This window comes from Isoptericola sp. NPDC055881 (genome assembly GCF_053615895.1).
In genome coordinates this window covers 1-13,797 of sequence record NZ_JBSHCR010000089.1, presented here as the reverse complement: position 1 = coordinate 13,797, position 13,797 = coordinate 1, and the positions used below count along the sequence as shown (strand labels likewise).

The following is a 13,797-nucleotide window of genomic DNA, read 5'->3' as shown; positions in this document are numbered from 1 at the left end:
ACAGGCACCAGCTGGTGCGGCCGCCCTCGTGCTACCTCGTGCTATGTCGTGCTACCTGGGCCTGTCCTGGGCGCCTCGGCATCACCACTTGTCGTGGACGTGCTCCCGGATCGCCTCGTCGTAGATCTCCCGCACGCCGGAGGTGAACAGCGGTCCGAGCACCTCGGCAGAGCCCGCCGCCGCGTTGAGCCGCGCCTGCTCGGCGCTGCGGGCGCCGGGGATGACGGTCGAGACACCGGGCTGCTGCCACACCCAGGCGATGGCGGCCTGGGCGGGGGTCAGGTCCTGCCCCGCGGCGGAGCCGGCGAGCTCCGTGAACCGGGCGGCCGCGTCGACGCCGACGTCGAAGGGCACGCCGGCGAACGTCTCGCCGACGTCGAAGGCCTTGCCCTCGCGGTTGAACGTGCGGTGGTCGTCCTCCGAGAACGTCGTCTCGTGGGTGTACCGGCCCGACAGGAGTCCCGAGGCGAGCGGCACCCGCGCGACGATCCCCACGCCCGCCGCCGAGGCCGCGGGCAGCACCGCCTCGAGGGGCTTGAGGCGGAAGGCGTTGAGGATGATCTGGACCGTGGCGACGCCGGGCCGCGCGATGGCGGTGAGCGCCTCGTCGACGGTCTCGACGGAGACGCCGTACGCGGCCGTCACGCCCTCCTCGACGAGCGTGTCCAGCGCGTCGAAGACCTCGTCGTCCAAGTACACGGCCGTCGGCGGGCAGTGCAGCTGGACGAGGTCGAGCGTCTCGACGCCAAGGTTGCGACGCGACCGGTCGGTCCACTCGCGGAAGTTCGCGAGCACGTAGTTCTCAGGCACCTGGTCGACCCGCCGGCCCATCTTCGTGGCCACGGTCAGCCCGTCGTCGCGGTGGTCCGCGAGGAACGCGCCGATCGTCTGCTCGCTGCGGCCGTCACCGTAGACGTCCGCCGTGTCGTAGAAGGTCACGCCGGACTCGAACGCGGCATCGAGCACCGACCGGGCCTGGTCGTCGTCGACCGAGCCCCAGTCCGCGCCCAGCTGCCAGGTTCCCAGGCCGACGACCGACACCAGCCGGCCGGTGCGGCCGAGCACCTGTTTCTCCATCGTTCCCCCGTTCGGTGGCGACGCCGTGCAGACGGCGGCGCGGGCCCCTCGCGCGCGAGGAGACGTCTCGTCAGATCTGGCTCCCCTACGCTACGTCGCCCGCACCGATCCGGCGTCCCGACTACGGTGTGAGCGTGAACACCGCTGACTCCTCCGCCGTCCCCACCCCGTCGGGCCGGCAGTTCCGCATCGCCGCCGGCGAGCACCGCGCCACCGTCACCGAGGTCGGCGCGATGGTGCGTGAGTACTCCGTCGCCGGCCGCGACGTCTTCGTCCCGTTCGCCGAGGACGAGCCCGCCCCCGTCTTCAACGCGGCCGTCCTGCAGCCCTGGCCCAACCGCCTGCGCGACGGCGCCTACACGGTTGACGGCGTCCACCACCAGGTGGCCGTGAGCGAGCCGGACCGCGGCACCGCGCTGCACGGCCTCGTGTGCTGGTACCGCTGGACGCCGGTCGAGGTCGCCGACGACGCGGTGACCCTCGAGCTCGCCCTCCCGGCACAGAAGGGCTGGCCGTTCCAGCTCGTGCTGCAGGTGCGGTACGCGGTGTCCGACGCCGGGCTGGAGGTCGTCACGCGGGCCCGCAACGTCGGCACCGGCACCGCGCCCTACGGGGTCGGCTTCCACCCGTGGCTCTCGACCGGGGGCGCCCCCCTGGACGAGTGCGCCGTGAGCCTGGACGCCACGACGCACGTCACGGTCGACGACCGGCTGCTGCCGACGGGTACCGAGCCCGTCGGCGGCCCCTACGACCTGCGCACCACCCGCTCGCTCGCGGGGCTGGACCTCGACGACGCCTGGGTCGACGCGACCCGGGACGAGGCCGGGCTGTCCTGGGCCCGGCTCGGGTGCCCCGACGGGCGCACGGCCGCGATCTGGATGGACGACTCGATGGACTGCTGGCAGGTCTGCTCGGCCGACCACATCGCCGGTCACGAGCGCTTCGGGCTCGCCGCGGAGCCGATGAGCTGCGTCGCCGACGCCTTCAACACGGGCGAGCGCCTCGTGCGGCTCGCGCCGGGCGACGAGCACGTCGTGCGGTGGGGGGCGACCCTGCTCTGACGCCTGGTCTGACGTCTGGGCTGACGTCTGGTCTGGCGTCTGGGGCGGCGCAGGGAGCCCGTCGCGCGTCGCGGTCCGGCGTGGGATCCTGCCACGCGGCCCGGCGTGCCAGAGAATGGCCGCGCAACTGCGAGACAGGACTTGGACGGTGAAGGCTCTGTGACCCAGACCGAGGTGCGCATCTGCGTCGTGGGCGACGAGCTCAGCGTGGGCGTCGGGGACGCCCGCGCCCTGGGGTGGACGGGCCGCGTCATGGCCCGCACCCGGTTCGGGCGTCCCGCGATGGCGTTCACGCTCGCCGTGCCCGGCGAGACCAGCTCGGCGCTCGGCGCGCGCTGGCAGGCGGAGACGGAGTCACGCTTCGGCCCGGAGGACACGTGCGAGAACCGCCTCGTCGTGGCCCTCGGCCGCCACGACGTCGACTCGTCCCTCTCGGTGGCGCGGTCGCGGCTGAACCTGGCGAACATCCTCGACGTCGCGGAGGCGAGCCGGATCCCGGCGTTCGTCGTCGGCCCCCCGCCGGGCCGGCCCGAGGACGGCGACCGCATCGCGGAGCTGTCGGCGGCCTTCTCCGACGTCGCCAGCCGGCGCCGGGTCCCGTACGTCGACACGTACACCCCGCTGGCGCAGCACGAGCAGTGGCTGGCCGACCTCGCGACGAACGGCTCGACCTACCCCGGGCAGGCCGGCTACGGCCTCATGGCGTGGCTCGTGCTGCACACCGGCTGGCACGCCTGGCTCGGCCTGCCCGGCGACGAGTGACCCCGCCGGCGGGCGCCGAGGCCGCGAGCCTCAGACGCCCGCCCGCCGGGCGAGGCCGCGCACGTAGGCGGCCTGACCCACGTGCTGCAGGTCGTCGGACGTCACGCTGACCAGGCGCACCGCCAGCGTGACGGGCGGGTCCCAGCGGGTGTCCACCACCCGCTCCAGGTCGGCGGGGGTGAGAGTGCCCAGGAACGCCGTCGTGGCGGCGTGCACGTCCTCGAGGTAGCCCCCGAGCACGGCGCCGTCGGTGCGGACGGCGGCGACCTGCTCCGGCGAGTGGCCGTACCCGGTGTCCGCGACGTCGAACGGCAGGGCGAGCTTCTCCGCCCAGCCACCGGCCGTCCAGCGCTGCTCGACCCCCGCGACGTCCGCCACGTGGTCGTCCTGCACGCGCGTCAGGTGCCAGACCAGCCACGCGACGGTGTTCGCCTCCGGGTCGGGCCGGTACGCGAGCTGCTCGGCGGTGGCGCCGCGCAGCACGCGGCGGACCTCCCCGGCGACGCGGTCGAACGCGTCGGTCAGCAGGGCGACGTGGGGTGCGGACGGTGACGGCATCGTTCCTCCTCGGCGGCGCCCGGGGCGGGCGCCGGTCAGCGACGGTCGACGGTGACGTGCGCGGACGTCACCGTGGCGGACAGGTAGGCGGCCCCGCGCCCCTCCGCGGGCTGCTCCCCGTGGTCGACGACCAGCGTGGCACCGGCGCTCGGCAGGACGGATCCGTCGAGGACGACCTGCCCGGACGCCCCGCGCACCCGGAGGTTCACGGGCGAGCCGGCCGGCAGGCGCAGGTCGATCGCACCGGAGACGGTCTTCGCGGTGATCATGGGGCTGGGCTGCGTGGCGGCGATGGTCGCGGCGCCCGAGACCGTGCTCAGCGAGACCCTGGCCAGCGCGCCCGCCAGCGCGACCGAACCGGCGGCGCTCGTGGCCGACACGTCACCCGTGTGCTCCTGCGCCGACAGCGCTCCGGAGACGGTCTTGAGCGACATCGGCCCCGTGGTGCCGGTGGTGCGGACGGCGCCGGTGACGGTCTTCACGGCGATCTTGTGCCCACCTGCGACGTCGACGTCGGCGCCGAGCGTGCCGACGTCGACCGCGGCGTCCGCCGGGACGACGACGCGCACGACCGCACGCTCGCTCTGGCGCGGGTTGCGCAGCTTCGCCAGGACGGAGTCCAGCACGGAGCTCTCGTACCCGACGCGCAGCCGGTCGCCGTCGCGCGTGACCTGGACGGGCTTGGCGCCGACCTCGACCAGCTCGATCCGCACGCCGGTGGCCGCGGGGTCGGCGATCACGTCGGCGCGGCCGTCCTGGAGGCGGAGCGTCACCCCCGTCGCGTGCTCGACGTCGATGGTCTGCGGGGCGGCGATCGCCCACGACTCCGTGCTCATGAGGCTCCCTGTGATGCTCGGGCTGCTGGGGACGGGTACCACCCTGTCAGAGCACCCGCGGTGCCGGGATCGGGGATGCCCCGGATTCCGACCCCGGGCCTCTGGTGTGGGACCATGGGCCCGACCCCTCGTCCATCCTTCGTGAGGAGACCACCATGAGCAAGCGCGGTCGCAAGCGTCGTAGCCGCAAGGGCAACGGCGCGAACCACGGCAAGCGTCCCAACGCCTGACGCGCCGAGGTAGCAAGACGATCGCCGAGGTAGTTCCGGCGGGGCACGGCCTGTGGCCACAGCCCCACCGGAACTACCTCGGCGATCGTCGTCTTCCGTCGCCCAGCGGGACTACTCGGCCGTGGACAGGACCGTCAGCTGCGCGTGGATGCGGACCCGGAGGGTCTCCGGCGCCCGCTCGGAGCAGGACCGGCGGACGAGCTGCTTGACGAGCTCCTCCACGCTCAGCTCCGCGAGGCACGGTGCGCAGTGCGCGACGTGCGCGCGCATCCGCTGCTCGTCCTCCGGGGTCATCTCGGAGTCGAGGTACTCGTTCAGGTGCACGAGCGCGTGCTCGCACTCGTTCTCCCCCTCGGCACGGTCGTGCGGGATGGGGGTGACGGGGTCGGTCATGACGCTCCTCCACGAGCCGAGACCAGTCCGCGCTGCGCGGCGTAGTCGGCGAGCAGCTCACGCAGCTGCCGGCGCCCGCGGTGCAGCCGGGACATCACCGTCCCGATCGGCGTACCCATGATCTCGGCGATCTCCTTGTAGGGGAAGCCCTCGACGTCGGCGTAGTAGACCACCATGCGCCGGTCCTCGGGCAGCTCCTGCAGCGCCCGCTTCACGTCCGAGTCGGGCAGCCGGTCGAGAGCCTCGGCCTCGGCGGACCGCAGGCCCTGCGACGTGTGCGACGCGGCACGCGCGATCTGCCAGTCCTCGACGTCCTCGGCCTGGGACTGCTGCGGCTCGCGCTGCTTCTTGCGGTAGCTGTTGATGAACGTGTTGGTGAGGATCCGGTACAGCCAGGCCTTGAGGTTCGTGCCGGGCTTGTACTGGTGGAACGCGGCGAACGCCTTGGCGAACGTCTCCTGCACCAGGTCCTCGGCGTCCGCGGGGTTGCGCGTCATGCGCAGCGCGGCCGAGTAGAGCTGGTCCAGGTACTGCAGGGCGTCGCGCTCGAAGCGCGCGGCACGCGCCGCGCTGCTCTCACCCTCGGGGGCACGTTCCGTGTCCTCGGGGATCTCCTCGCTGTCCGGGGTGTGCCCGGTGCTCCCGTGCAGCGCGTCGCCGCCTGCCGGGTCCAGATCCTGGGTCATCACCGTCGAGCCTAGTCCAGGCACTGGGTGGGGTCCTCCGATCCACGGGTTCTGCGGGGTGGTGCGGCCGGCCGTGCTCGTCGTCAGGGCGTCCGCCGGGACGGCGAACAGCCGCACGGACGCTGGTCCGGTGGCGGGGCCGGCGGCGATCGCCGTCGGCGAGGTGCGGGTGTTCACGTCGTGGTGCAACCGTGCGAGGGGCACGTGCATTCCCCGGGCGGTCCGGCCCGCGCGGGCGGCCCGCGGACCGCCAGGGACCCGGCGCGAGGGCGCGCTCAGGACGCGAGCGGCGCGGCGAAGCGGCGCCGGTACGCGACGGGGCTCGTGCCGAGCTGGCGGGCGAAGTGGTGGCGCAGGACGGGGGCGCTGCCGAAGCCGCAGAGGCGGGCGATCTCGTCCACCGGCGCCGCAGTGGTCTCGAGCAGCTCCTGGGCCCGGGCCACGCGCTGGCGGGCCAGCCACGCCGCCGGCGTCGTGCCCGTCTCCTGCCGGAACCGGCGGGCGAACGTCCGCTCGGACAGCGCGGCGCGACGCGCCAGGCGCGGCACCGTGTGCTCTGCGGCGAGGTGCTCGCGCATCCACGACAGCAGCGCTGCGAGCGACTCCCCCTCGCGCGGCAGCGGGTCGACGACGAACTGCGCCTGCCCGCCCTCCCGCTGGGGCGGGACCACCATGCGCCGGGCGACGGCGCGGGCGGCGTCCGCACCGAGCTCGGACCGCACCAGGTGCAGCGCGGCGTCGATCCCGGCGGCCGTCCCGGCGGAGGTGAGCACGTGCCCGTCCTCGACGTACAGGGCGTCGGGGTCGACGGTGGCGGTAGGGACCTCGGCAGCCAGCCGCTCGGTGTGCATCCAGTGCGTGGTGCACCGGCGCCCGTCGAGCAGCCCCGCCTGCGCCAGGGCGAACGCGCCCGAGCAGATGGCGAAGAGCCACGCGCCGCGCGCGTGGGCGGCGCGCAGCCCGTCCAGGAGAGCGGCCGGCAGCGCGCCGGCGTCGTCGGAGCCGTCGGCGTCGTCGGCGTCGTCGGCCTCGTCGGAGTCGATGCCGTAAGCCACCGCGACGACGAGGTCCGCGTCGTCCAGCGCCTCCAGCCCGTGCTCGACCACCACGGGGAAGCCCCCCTTGGTCGGCACCGGCCCCGGCCGCGGCGTGCACAGCGTGAACTCGAACGCGGGCCCTCCGGTGTCGCTCCGGTCGATGCCGAACACCTCGTAGGCGACACCGAGCTCGAACGGGGCGACGCCGGGGACCACGACGGCCGCGACCTTCCGGATCATGTTCCCAGGGTCACACAGGGCTGGCGGGATGTCGATGCATCATGTCCCTTCTGCCACTCGTGGCAGGAGTTCGGTGCGCGAAGGATTACTGCCATGACGCTCTCGATCCTGATCCTCGTCGCCCTGCTCGTGGCCACCTACGCCGCCCGCCTCGTCCGCACGGTCCGCCGCGACGGGCTCGGCACGCGCCGCCCGCCGCGGTCGCACCACGACTGGTGGGACGGCGCGCCGCTCGCCTGACCGACCCGCCGCACGCGCGCACGTCGCCGCGCAAGCGCGCGGGGCCTCTGCCACAGTGGGGCCATGCTGCTGCGCCGTATCGCCCGCCCCCTCCTGGCCGCCCCGTTCGTCTACGACGGCGTGCAGGCCGCGCTGCACCCGGCCGAGCACGTCGACGCCGCCCGGGACAGCGCCGCGCTGGTCGCCGACGCCGTCGGGGCCGAACCCTTGAGCGACAAACAGCTCGGCCTCCTGGTCCGGGCGCACGGCGCCGCCACCGCCGTCGCGGGCGTGCTGCTCGCCGTCGGGAGGACCCCGCGCACCGCCGCCCTCGCGCTGGCCGCTCTCACGGCCCCGCTCGCCGTCGCCCACCAGCCCTTCACCAGCAAGGGTGCGGAGCGCAGCCTGCGCACGGCCGCCTTCGTCAAGGACCTGGGCAAGATCGGGGCCGCGGTCATCGCCGGCGTCGACCTCGAGGGGCGTCCCGGCGTCTCGTACCGCGTGCACCAGGCGCGCGTGCACGCCTCCCGCCTCGCCGAGGCGAAGGCCGACACCTTGCGGGCGAAGGCCGGCACGGTCAAGGCCGCGACGACCGCCGAGGCCGCGAAGCTCCGCACCAAGGTCGCCGAGGCCGTCTGAGGGTCGTGCCCGGCGAGACGCGCCGACCTCCGCGGGCCCCGGTGAACTAGCCTCGGAGCCATGACCTCTGCCGTCCCGCCGCACGCCGACCCGACCGACGCCCCGCTCGAGGGCCTCGGCGACGACGGCTGGGCGGCGCCGCTCGCGACGGCGCCGCTGGACGCCACCGTGGACGTGCCGGGCAGCAAGTCGCTCACGAACCGGCTGCTCGTCCTCGCCGCGCTCGCCGACGCCCCGGGCACGCTGCGCGGGGCCCTGCGGTCGCGCGACGCCGACCTCATGATCGGCGCGCTGCGCTCCCTCGGGGCGCGGATCGACGAGGGTGACGACCCGAGCACGCTCCACGTCACGCCCGGCGCCCTGCGCGGCGACGCCGACGTCGACGCCGGTCTCGCGGGCACCGTGATGCGGTTCCTCCCGCCGGTCGCCGCGCTGGCCGACGGCCCCGTGCGGTTCGACGGCGACCCCGAGGCCCGGGTGCGGCCGATGCTGCCCGTGCTGGAGGCGCTGCGCGCGCTCGGCGTGCGGGTCACCGACGCCGACGGCGACCGCCCCACCCACCTCCCGTTCACCGTCCACGGCACCGGCCGCGTCGCGGGCGGTGCCGTGGACGTCGACGCGTCGGCCTCGTCGCAGTTCGTCTCCGCCCTCCTGCTCGCCGGCGCGCGGTTCGAGCGAGGGCTCACGCTGCGGCACATCGGCACCACGCTGCCGAGCGTGCCGCACATCGCGATGACCGTGGCCACGCTGCGGGACGCGGGCGTCGAGGTGGACGACTCCCGCGACGGCATCTGGCAGGTGTCGCCCGGCCCGGTCGCGGCGCGGGACGTGCGGGTCGAGCCCGACCTGTCCAACGCGGCCCCGTTCCTGGCCGCCGCACTCGTCGGGGGCGGCACCGTCCGCGTGCCCGGCTGGCCGACCGAGACGACCCAGCCCGGCGGCCTGCTGCCGGACCTGTTCACCCGGCTCGGCGCCGAGGTCCGCCGTGACGGCGACGTCCTCGCCGTCACCGGCACCGGTGCCGTCCGCGGCGTCGACCTGGACCTGCGCGCCGCGGGCGAGCTCGCCCCGACGTTCGCCGTGCTCGCGGCCCTCGCCGACTCCCCCAGCCGCCTGCGCGGCATCGCGCACCTGCGCGGTCACGAGACCGACCGGCTGGCGGCGCTCGCCACCGAGATCACGCGGCTCGGCGGGCGGGCCGAGGAGACGCGCGACGGGCTGGTCATCACGCCGCGGCCGCTGCACGGCGGGCTGTTCCGCACGTACGCGGACCACCGCATGGCCACCTCCGCCGCACTCCTCGGGCTCGCGGTGCCCGGGGTGCGCGTGGAGAACGTCGCGACCACCGCCAAGACCCTGCCCGGCTTCGACGCGCTGTGGCTGCGCATGCTCGGACCGGCCGCCGCCACCGGGGTCGAGGCCTGATGGCCCGCCGCGCCGTCGACGAGCACGCGCAGTACGCGCGGCCCTCGAAGCGCGGCTCGCGCCCCCGGACCAAGCAGCGCCCCGAGCACGCCGACGCCGTCACGGGCATGGTGACGGGCGTCGACCGCGGGCGCTACACCCTCGTCGTCGACGACGGCACGCCCCACGAGCGGACCGTCCTGGCGATGAAGGCGCGCGAGCTCACCCGCACCCGCGTCGTCGTGGGCGACCGGGTGGACGTGGTCGGGGACACCACCGGAGACGAGGGCACCCTCTCGCGGATCGTGCGCATCCAGGACCGCTCGTCGGTGCTGCGCCGGACGGCGGACGACACGGACCCGTACGAGCGGATCGTCGTCGCGAACGCCGACCAGCTCGTCGTCGTCACGGCGCTCGCCCAGCCCGAGCCGCGCACAGGGATGATCGACCGCTGCGTGGTCGCGGCCTACGACGCCGGCATGGACGTGCTGCTGTGCCTCACGAAGGCCGATCTTGCCGACCCCGCGCCGCTGCGCGACCTCTACACGCCCATCGGCGTCGAGGTCGTCGTCACGCGGCGCGACGACCCGACCAGCGTCGAGACCGTCCGCGAGCGCCTCGCCGGCCGCACCTCGGTGCTGGTCGGCCACTCGGGAGTCGGCAAGTCCACGCTCATCAACGCGCTCGTGCCCGACGCCGACCGCGCCACCGGCGTGGTGAACGACGTCACCGGGCGGGGACGGCACACCTCCACCTCCGCGGTGGCGCTCCGGCTGCCCGCGGGCGGGCCGGACGGCGTGGTGGACCCGGACGGCACGGCCGACATGGACGACGGCTGGGTGGTCGACACCCCGGGCGTCCGGTCGTTCGGGCTCGCGCACGTCGAGACGGGCCACCTCCTGCAGGCGTTCGAGGACCTGGCCGAGGTCGCAGCCGACTGCCCGCGCGGCTGCACGCACCTCGCCGACGCCCCGGACTGCGCCCTCGACGACTGGCTCGCCGCGTCCTCGGACGACGAGCGCCCTGCGCGCGAGGCCCGCGTGGCGTCGTTCCGACGACTGCTGACCGCGCGCCACGCCGCGGACTGAGCCCGCCGCCAGGCGCGAGTCTCGTCCCCACAATCGTCAGGCAGAACTTGTCAGTCTGGCCTGACGAGTTTTACGGTGGGTGGGTGACCTCCTCCCCCGCTCCCACCCAGGCGGCCGAGGCCGCCCGTGAGCTGCGCTCGCTCGTCGGCCGGCTCCGCCGTCGCTTCATCGAGCTGAGCGACAACCAGGAGCTCACGCCGTCGCAGACGGCGCTGCTGTCGCGGCTGGCCAAGCACGGTCCCGCGTCGCCCGGCGCGCTCGCCGCCGCCGAACGAGTCCGGCCCCAGTCGCTCGGCGCCACCCTGGGGGTCCTCGACCAGCGCGGCCTCGTGCGCCGCGACCCGGACCCCACCGACGGACGCCGCCAGGTGATCTCGCTGAGCGAGGACGGCCGCGCGTTCGTCGAGGGCCGACGGGAGGCCGGGCAGGAGTGGTTGACCCACGCCCTGCAGGAACGCCTCACGGGGGCGGAGCTCACGACCGTCACCGACGTCCTGGCCCTGCTGGACCGCACGCTGCTGGACGACGCGCCGGCAGACGCCCCGGCCGCCGACCGCCCCCCGGAGGCCGCGCGCCCGTGACCCTGCTCCACCGCCACGCCGCCGCACGCCCAGCCACCGCAGCCGCCGCAGCCCCCGCCGCTGGCCAGGGCTACGACACCCGCCTCACCCTGCCGCTGGCCCTCGGCTCGCTGCTCAACCCGATCAACTCGTCGATGATCGCGGTGGCCCTGGTGCCCATCGGGATCGCGTTCGGTGCGCCGCCGGCGCAGACCGTCTGGCTGGTCACGGCGCTGTACCTGGTGACCGCGGTCGCGCAGCCGGTCGTGGGCCGCGTCGTCGACCTCGTGGGGCCCCGGCGCCCCTACCTGGTGGGCACGGCGCTGGTCGGCGTCGCCGGTCTGCTCGGCGCGTTCGCCCCGACGTTCGGCGTCCTGGTCCTGGCGCGGGCGCTGCTGGGCCTCGGCACCTGCGCCGCCTACCCGGCCGCGATGTCGCTGGTGCGACGTGCGACGGACCGCTCCGGCGAGGGGCGCGGCACGGCGGCCGTGCTCACGGTCCTCGCCGTGACGAACCAGGTCGTGATGATCGTCGGGCCGACGCTCGGCGGGCTCCTCGTCGGGCTCGGCGGCTGGCGGGCGATCTTCCTCGTCAACGTCCCCCTCGCGGCGGCGTGCCTCCTGCTCGGCGGCCTCCGCCTGCCGCGCGCGGAGGGCACGCCCGTGACCGGCTCCACGGCGCGCCGGGCGTCCGTGGCCACGCGCCTCGACGTCGCCGGCGTCGTCCTGTTCGCCGCGTCGCTCACGTCGCTCATGCTCGTCCTCGTCGGCGCCACCCCGTGGTGGGTGCTCGCCGTGACGGTGGCGACGGGAGCCGGGTTCGCCCGGCACGAGCTGCGCACCGCCCATCCCTTCATCGACCTGCGGCTGCTCGGCGGGAACCGCCCGCTGCTGCTCACCTACGCCCGCGCCCTCCTCACGGCCACCGCCACCTACGCGTTCATGTTCGGCTACGTGCAGTGGCTGGAGCAGGGCCGAGGCCTCACCGAGGCAGCGGCCGGGCTGCTCATGCTGCCCACGTCCGTCGTCGCGGTCACGGTGGCGTCGGCCACGGGCCGGCGGGCGCCCGTCCGCGCGGCGCTCGTCGTCGGCGCCACCTCCCTGCTGCTCGGCGCCGCGGTGCTCGCCGTCGTGCAGCCCGACAGCCCCACGTGGCTCCTGGTGCTCGCCGGCGTCGGGATCGGCGGCATGCAGGGGCTGGCCGGGCTCGCGAACCAGAAGGCCCTCGCCCGACAGGCCGACGCGGAGACCGTCGGGGCCGCGGCCGGGCTGCTGCGCACCTTCATGTACGTGGGCGCGCTCGTCTCGACGGCCGCCATCGCCGCGCTGTACGCCCAGGGCCCCACGACCGCCGGCCTGCACGACCTCGCCCTCGCGATGGTCGCGTGCGCCGCCGCCGTCCTCGTCCTCACGCTGGTCGACCGCTCCCTGCGCAGACCTGCCGCACCCTCGAACCCCACGCCACCCGACACCACCGCTCCCGTCACCACCCCTCCCGTCACCGCTCCTGGAGAGACAGCCTGATGACCCTCACCACCCTCGACCCCCGCACCGCGCTCGTCGTCGTCGACCTGCAGGCCGGCATCCTCGCCATGCCCGTCGAGCCCCACGCGGCGGACGCGGTGCTCGCGCGCAGCGTCCAGCTCGCCGACGCGTTCCGCGCCCGCGACCTGCCCGTGGTCCTCGTGCGCGTCACCGCCGCGCCCGACGGCTCCGACGCCGTCCCCGGACGGACCGACGCCCCGGGCGGCGGCGCCCGGCCCGAGGGCTGGGACGTCCTCTCGCCCGAGCTGCACACGGCGGCGTCGGACGTCGTCGTGACCAAGCGGAACTGGGGCGCCTTCTACGGCACGGACCTCGACCTCCAGCTGCGCCGACGCGGGGTGACGCAGATCGTGCTGACCGGTATCGCGACCGGGGTGGGCGTCGAGTCCACCGCCCGCGCCGCGCACGAGCACGGGTACCACGTCTCGCTCGTCACCGACGCGATGTCCGACCGCTCCGCCGAGGACCACCGGCACTCCACCGAGCGCGTGTTCCCCCGCCTGGGCGAGTGCGGCAGCACCGCCGAGCTGCTCGCGCTCCTGGGCGACTGACCTCTCGGCCCTGCCCCGCGCGCCGGGGCGCTGGCCGCGCCGTCGGACCGCTACCGTGTGATCGTGTCGTACACCCAGCCGTCTCCCAGCCCGACCAGCGGCCCCGCGCGCACGTACGAGGACGACCTGCGCCTGGCCCACGTCATCGCGGACCAGGTCGACGCCATCACGATGTCCCGCTTCAAGGCGCTCGACCTGCGCGTCGAGACGAAGCCCGACAACACCCCGGTCAGTGACGCCGACAGGTCCGCGGAGGAGTTCATCCGCGCCCAGCTGCACCGGGCCCGCACCCGCGACGCGATCGTCGGCGAGGAGTACGGCTCCGCAGGCAGCGGTGCCCGGCGCTGGATCATCGACCCGATCGACGGCACCAAGAACTTCGTGCGCGGCGTGCCCGTGTGGGCCACCCTCATCGCGCTGGCCGACGGCGAGGACGTCGTCATGGGCCTGGTCTCGGCGCCCGCTCTCGGCCGGCGCTGGTGGGCCGCGAAGGGGTCCGGCGCGTGGACGGGCAAGTCGCTCGCCTCGGCCTCCCGGATGTCCGTCTCCGGCGTGAGCACGCTCGGCGACGCGTCGTTCGCCTACTCGTCGCTGTCCGGCTGGGAGGAGCACGGCAAGCTCAACGGCTTCCTCGACCTCACCCGCCAGGTGTGGCGCACCCGCGGGTACGGCGACTTCTGGTCGTACATGCTCGTCGCCGAGGGCGCTGCCGACGTCGCCGCCGAGCCTGAGCTCGAGGTCTACGACATGGCCGCCCTCGCGCCCATCGTCACCGAGGCCGGCGGCCGGTTCACCGCCCTCGACGGCACCCCCGGCCCCTGGCACGGCAACGCCGTCGCCACCAACGGCCGCCTGCACGACGAGGTCCTCGTCTACCTCGGCTGAGGTTGTGGGTACGGAATCGGCGAGAAT

General features: G+C 74.9%; 17 protein-coding genes. 11 read left to right on the top strand and 6 right to left on the bottom strand.

Going from position 1 to position 13,797, the window contains the following annotated elements; genetic code table 11:
- Positions 1-81: 81 nt before the first annotated feature.
- Positions 82-1,077, bottom strand: a complete 996-nt coding sequence (locus ACWGKI_RS18920) for an aldo/keto reductase (RefSeq protein WP_452189082.1) — start codon at positions 1,075-1,077, stop codon at positions 82-84.
- Between the two features lie 134 nt (positions 1,078-1,211).
- Here ACWGKI_RS18920 and ACWGKI_RS18915 point away from each other — a divergent pair, with 134 nt between their 5' ends.
- Together ACWGKI_RS18915 and ACWGKI_RS18910 are read left to right on the top strand one after the other, a co-directional pair.
- On the top strand, positions 1,212-2,138 hold the full coding sequence (locus tag ACWGKI_RS18915) for an aldose 1-epimerase family protein (RefSeq protein WP_452189080.1): 927 nt from the start codon (positions 1,212-1,214) through the stop codon (positions 2,136-2,138).
- A gap of 159 nt (positions 2,139-2,297) precedes the next feature.
- Entirely contained in the window at positions 2,298-2,900 is a 603-nt protein-coding gene (locus ACWGKI_RS18910) for a GDSL-type esterase/lipase family protein (protein WP_452189078.1), read from the top strand.
- Positions 2,901-2,930: 30 nt separating this feature from the next.
- Here ACWGKI_RS18910 and ACWGKI_RS18905 read toward each other — a convergent pair whose 3' ends face one another.
- Positions 2,931-3,458, bottom strand: coding sequence for a mycothiol transferase (locus ACWGKI_RS18905; RefSeq protein ID WP_452189076.1), 528 nt, complete (start codon positions 3,456-3,458; stop codon positions 2,931-2,933).
- A gap of 35 nt (positions 3,459-3,493) precedes the next feature.
- Positions 3,494-4,294, bottom strand: coding sequence for a DUF4097 family beta strand repeat-containing protein (locus tag ACWGKI_RS18900; protein ID WP_380245043.1), 801 nt, complete (start codon positions 4,292-4,294; stop codon positions 3,494-3,496).
- 155 nt (positions 4,295-4,449) lie between these two features.
- Here ACWGKI_RS18900 and ACWGKI_RS18895 point away from each other — a divergent pair, with 155 nt between their 5' ends.
- Complete coding sequence (locus ACWGKI_RS18895) at positions 4,450-4,524, top strand: 50S ribosomal protein bL37 (protein WP_375791718.1); 75 nt, start codon at positions 4,450-4,452, stop codon at positions 4,522-4,524.
- 111 nt (positions 4,525-4,635) lie between these two features.
- On the opposite strand, the gene rsrA is transcribed toward ACWGKI_RS18895, so the two are convergent.
- From rsrA to ACWGKI_RS18880, 3 genes are all read right to left on the bottom strand, one after another.
- Positions 4,636-4,917 carry a mycothiol system anti-sigma-R factor gene (rsrA, locus tag ACWGKI_RS18890; RefSeq protein WP_380245042.1) on the bottom strand — a complete coding sequence of 94 codons (282 nt, stop codon included), beginning with the start codon at positions 4,915-4,917 and terminating at the stop codon, positions 4,636-4,638.
- A complete protein-coding gene (locus ACWGKI_RS18885; RefSeq protein ID WP_452189073.1) occupies positions 4,914-5,813 on the bottom strand; it encodes a sigma-70 family RNA polymerase sigma factor in 900 nt (299 codons plus the stop codon). The genes rsrA and ACWGKI_RS18885 overlap by 4 nt, the downstream gene beginning before the upstream one ends.
- 65 nt (positions 5,814-5,878) lie before the next feature.
- The gene (locus tag ACWGKI_RS18880; RefSeq protein WP_452189071.1) at positions 5,879-6,880 is read right to left on the bottom strand and encodes a helix-turn-helix domain-containing protein; all 1,002 of its coding nucleotides are present in this window, start codon (positions 6,878-6,880) and stop codon (positions 5,879-5,881) included.
- A 93-nt stretch (positions 6,881-6,973) separates the two neighbouring features.
- On the opposite strand from ACWGKI_RS18880, the gene ACWGKI_RS18875 reads away from it, so the two are divergent.
- The 8 genes from ACWGKI_RS18875 to hisN all read left to right on the top strand — a co-directional run bounded on the left by ACWGKI_RS18875 (position 6,974) and on the right by hisN (position 13,770).
- Entirely contained in the window at positions 6,974-7,120 is a 147-nt protein-coding gene (locus tag ACWGKI_RS18875; protein WP_452189069.1) for a hypothetical protein, read from the top strand.
- A gap of 63 nt (positions 7,121-7,183) precedes the next feature.
- The gene (locus ACWGKI_RS18870; protein ID WP_380245038.1) at positions 7,184-7,738 is read left to right on the top strand and encodes a DoxX family membrane protein; all 555 of its coding nucleotides are present in this window, start codon (positions 7,184-7,186) and stop codon (positions 7,736-7,738) included.
- Positions 7,739-7,798: 60 nt separating this feature from the next.
- Complete coding sequence (gene aroA / locus ACWGKI_RS18865; RefSeq protein WP_452189067.1) at positions 7,799-9,163, top strand: 3-phosphoshikimate 1-carboxyvinyltransferase; 1,365 nt, start codon at positions 7,799-7,801, stop codon at positions 9,161-9,163.
- Positions 9,163-10,230: a ribosome small subunit-dependent GTPase A gene (gene rsgA, locus ACWGKI_RS18860; RefSeq protein ID WP_452189065.1), complete on the top strand. Its 1,068-nt coding sequence runs from the start codon at positions 9,163-9,165 to the stop codon at positions 10,228-10,230. The genes aroA and rsgA overlap by 1 nt, the downstream gene beginning before the upstream one ends.
- Before the next feature lie 83 nt (positions 10,231-10,313).
- The gene (locus ACWGKI_RS18855) at positions 10,314-10,811 is read left to right on the top strand and encodes a MarR family winged helix-turn-helix transcriptional regulator (protein WP_452189063.1); all 498 of its coding nucleotides are present in this window, start codon (positions 10,314-10,316) and stop codon (positions 10,809-10,811) included.
- Complete coding sequence (locus ACWGKI_RS18850; RefSeq protein WP_452189061.1) at positions 10,808-12,313, top strand: MFS transporter; 1,506 nt, start codon at positions 10,808-10,810, stop codon at positions 12,311-12,313. Before ACWGKI_RS18855 ends, ACWGKI_RS18850 begins: the two co-directional genes overlap by 4 nt.
- On the top strand, positions 12,313-12,885 hold the full coding sequence (locus tag ACWGKI_RS18845; protein ID WP_452189059.1) for a hydrolase: 573 nt from the start codon (positions 12,313-12,315) through the stop codon (positions 12,883-12,885). The genes ACWGKI_RS18850 and ACWGKI_RS18845 overlap by 1 nt, the downstream gene beginning before the upstream one ends.
- 63 nt (positions 12,886-12,948) lie before the next feature.
- Positions 12,949-13,770: a histidinol-phosphatase gene (gene hisN / locus ACWGKI_RS18840; RefSeq protein WP_380245357.1), complete on the top strand. Its 822-nt coding sequence runs from the start codon at positions 12,949-12,951 to the stop codon at positions 13,768-13,770.
- The last annotated feature ends 27 nt before the right edge of the window (positions 13,771-13,797 follow it).